The organism is uncultured Xylophilus sp. (assembly GCA_913776965.1).
Lineage (GTDB): Bacteria > Pseudomonadota > Gammaproteobacteria > Burkholderiales > Burkholderiaceae_C > Xylophilus.
The window spans coordinates 1-2974 of record CAJYQL010000125.1 but is presented as its reverse complement, the minus strand read 5'-3'; the positions used below and the strand labels follow the sequence as shown (position 1 = coordinate 2974).

General features: G+C 68.0%; 4 protein-coding genes. 1 reads left to right on the top strand and 3 read right to left on the bottom strand.

Annotated elements, in window-relative coordinates:
• Together QZ500_RS17695 and phaC are read right to left on the bottom strand one after the other, a co-directional pair.
• On the bottom strand, window positions 1-455 hold a 455-nt coding region (locus QZ500_RS17695), incomplete at its 3' end, for a beta-ketoacyl synthase N-terminal-like domain-containing protein (RefSeq protein ID WP_295857103.1).
• 65 nt (window positions 456-520) lie between these two features.
• Window positions 521-2257 (bottom strand): class I poly(R)-hydroxyalkanoic acid synthase, encoded by a 1737-nt coding sequence (gene phaC, locus QZ500_RS17690; RefSeq protein ID WP_295857101.1) that lies wholly within the window; start codon window positions 2255-2257, stop codon window positions 521-523.
• Window positions 2258-2343: 86 nt separating this feature from the next.
• Here phaC and QZ500_RS17685 point away from each other — a divergent pair, with 86 nt between their 5' ends.
• Window positions 2344-2655, top strand: a complete 312-nt coding sequence (locus QZ500_RS17685; protein WP_295857098.1) for a hypothetical protein — start codon at window positions 2344-2346, stop codon at window positions 2653-2655.
• Here the strand turns inward: QZ500_RS17685 and QZ500_RS17680 are convergent.
• Window positions 2575-2919 (bottom strand): laccase domain-containing protein, encoded by a 345-nt coding sequence (locus QZ500_RS17680; RefSeq protein WP_366763478.1) that lies wholly within the window; start codon window positions 2917-2919, stop codon window positions 2575-2577. The genes QZ500_RS17685 and QZ500_RS17680 overlap by 81 nt on opposite strands.
• Window positions 2920-2974: the final 55 nt, after the last annotated feature.

Here is a 2974-nt window from a genome sequence, read left to right as displayed (position 1 = left end):
TAGACGTCCCACAGGCCGTCGACGATCATGGTGTCGACCATCTTCCAGTCGCCCATGCGCTGGCCGTCGCGCGAATTCGGCAGGATGTGCGGCGAAGCGCTCATGTTTTCCTGGCCGCCCGCGATGACGATTTCGCTGTCGCCGGTGGCGACGGCCTGGGCCGCCAGCATCACCGCCTTCAGGCCGGAGCCGCAGACGGCGTTGATCGTGAGGGCCGGCACTTCGCGCGGCACGCCGCCCTTCAGCAGCGCCTGGCGCGCAGGGTTCTGGCCGGCACCGGCCGCCAGCACCTGGCCCATGATCACTTCGCCGATCTGGTCGGCGGCGACGCCGCTGCGGGCGATCAGTTCGCGGATCACGATGGCGCCCAGCTCGGTCGCCGGGATCTTGGCGAGCGAACCGCCGAATTTACCCACGGCGGTACGGCCGGCGGCGACGATGACGATGTCTTCCATGGAATGAGCTCCTTCTGTTCTGGGTTCGGGGAAACGCGGGAAATCGGATGCAGTCGGGGGTCGCGTCAGGCCTTGGCCTTGACGTAGCGGCCGGGGGCGGGCTCGATCGCGGCATGCCCGCCGCCGCCGTAGGTCTTCGGCGCGGGGACCATGCGGCCGCCCAGCGGCGCGAGCCAGGCCGACCAGTCGGTCCACCAGCTGCCGGGCCGCTCTTCGGCCCCGGCGAGCCATTCGCCGTGGGTCGCCGGCAGCGCGCCGTCGTCGCGCACCCAGTGGCTGCGCTTCCTCTTGGCGGGCGGATTGATCACGCCGGCGATGTGGCCGGAGGCCCCCATCACGAAGCGGCGCGGGCCGGGCAGCAGCTGGGTGGTGGCGTAGGCGCCGCCACCCTGTGCACCGACCGGCACGATATGGTCTTCGCGGGAGCCGTAGATATAGACCGGGATGTCGACCGCAGCCATGTCCACCGGCACGCCGCAGACGGTGGCGGCGCCGGGCGTCGCCAGCCGGTTCTCGAGGTAGGTGTTGCGCAGATACCAGGCGTAGAAAGGGCCCGGCAGGTTGGTCGCGTCGCTGTTCCAGTACAGCAGGTCGAACGCCGGCGGCTTGTCGCCTTTCAGGTAGTTGCCGACGACATAGTTCCAGACCAGCTCGTTGGGCCGCAGGAAGCTGAAGGTGGACGCCAGTTCCTGGCCCTTCAGCAGGCCGCCCTTGCCCATCTGCAGCTCGCGCAGCTGGACGAAGGTCTCGTCGATGAACAGGTCCAGCACGCCGGTGTTGCTGAAGTCCAGGAAGGTCGTCAGGAAGGTGGCGGACGCCGCCGGCTTGCGGCCGCGGGCGGCCAGCACCGCCAGCGCCGTGCCGAGCATGGTGCCGCCCACGCAGAAGCCGAGCGTGTTGAGCGTCTTCGAGCCGGTGATCTCGAGCACCGTGTCGATCGCGCGGATCACCGCCTGCTCGATGTAGTCGTCCCAGGTGGCCTGCGCCATCGACTCGTCGGGATTGCGCCAGCTCACCACGAAGGTGCGGTGGCCTTCCGCGACCGCATAGCGGATCAGCGAGTTCTCGGGCTGCAGGTCGAGGATGTAGTACTTGTTGATGCAGGGCGGCACCAGCAGCAGCGGCCGGGCGTAGACCTTGTCGGTCAGAGGCTTGTACTCGATCAGCTGGAAGAAGTCGTTCTCGTAGACGATGGCGCCTTCGGTCGTGGCGACGTTGCGGCCGACCTCGAAGACCTCTTCGTCGGTCTGGCTGACGTGGCCCTGGCGCAGGTCGTGGACCAGGTTCTGCAGGCCCTGGGCGATGCTTTTGCCCTGGGTCTCGATCGCCTTCTGCTGGGCGTCGGCATTGAGCGCGATGAAATTGCTCGGCGCCGCTGCGGCGGCCCACTGGTCGACCGCGAAGCGGATACGCGCGCGGGTCTTGTCGTCGGCCTGCACGGCGTCGGCCAGGCTCGACAGCATGCGGGTGTTGAGCAGGTAGGCACGCGCTGCGAAGTCGGACAGCGGGCTGCGGCTCCAAGCTTCGCCTGCGAAACGCTTGTCTTTTTCCACGGCATCGCCGGCGCCGCCGCCCTGGCCGAACAGGCTGGCCATGCCCTGCAGATATTCCTGCTGCAGCGCCTGCAGGCGGGAAGGGTCCAGGCGGGGCATCGCGGCAGTCGGCATCGCGGCGGGGGCGGCGCCCGATGCGGCTGCCGGCGCGGCGCCCGCCATGGCCTGCCGCCAGAACTGTTGCCACTGCGCAGCAAGATCGGGCACGAAGCCGCCTGCCGCCGTCGGTCCGGTTGATTCAGAATGCATGACCCGTCTCCTCTTTGCTGCGCCTGGCGCGGTCCGGACTAGGGCGTGATTCTTACAGAGCGATCTCCACCCCGGCAAAGCTTTTTATGTACATCGTTGTAGTCGCCTGGCTGTACGTCACCCTGATGATGGCTGTCGCGGAGGCGACCAATACCACCGGCACGGTACTTGGCGCAGTGGTCACTTTCGTTCTATATGGACTGCTGCCGGTGGCGCTGGTGGTTTATTTGATGGGTTCGCCCGGCCGCCGGCGCGCCATCAAGGTGCGAGAGGCTGCCGAGCGCGCCGAGGCCCGGCGGTTGGCGGATATCCAACACTCAGGCCTTCCAGACGCAGACGGCCATCCGTCCGCTGCTGCCGAGCCGGGCAGCGTCGCGCCGGTGCGAAAAGAACCGTGACGGGTTGGCGGCCGTACACCAGCCGGCGCTGCCGTCGTTTCCGTAGACCGCGGTGACGCCCGCTGCGGCGAGCCTGCGGCGCGCAAGGGCCGGCAGATCGGCCCACCACTTTCCGGCGCGTGGGCCGGGACGGAAGGCATCGGCAGCGCCGGCGTCGCGGTCCACGAAGGCCTGACGGACCTCGTCGCCTACTTCGAAAGCGGAAGGTCCGATGGCCGGACCGATCCAAGCTATCAATTCAATAGCATTCGGCGTAGATCCCACGGGCGCCGAAACCCGAAAACTGTCGATAGTCGCCTCCAGTACACCGCCCGCCAGC

Coding starts and splice junctions, on each gene's coding strand:
- QZ500_RS17685 (WP_295857098.1), top strand. CDS start 2,344: ATGTACATCGTTGTAGTCGCCTGGCTGTACGTCACCCTGATGATGGCT.
- phaC (WP_295857101.1), bottom strand. CDS start 2,257: ATGCATTCTGAATCAACCGGACCGACGGCGGCAGGCGGCTTCGTGCCC.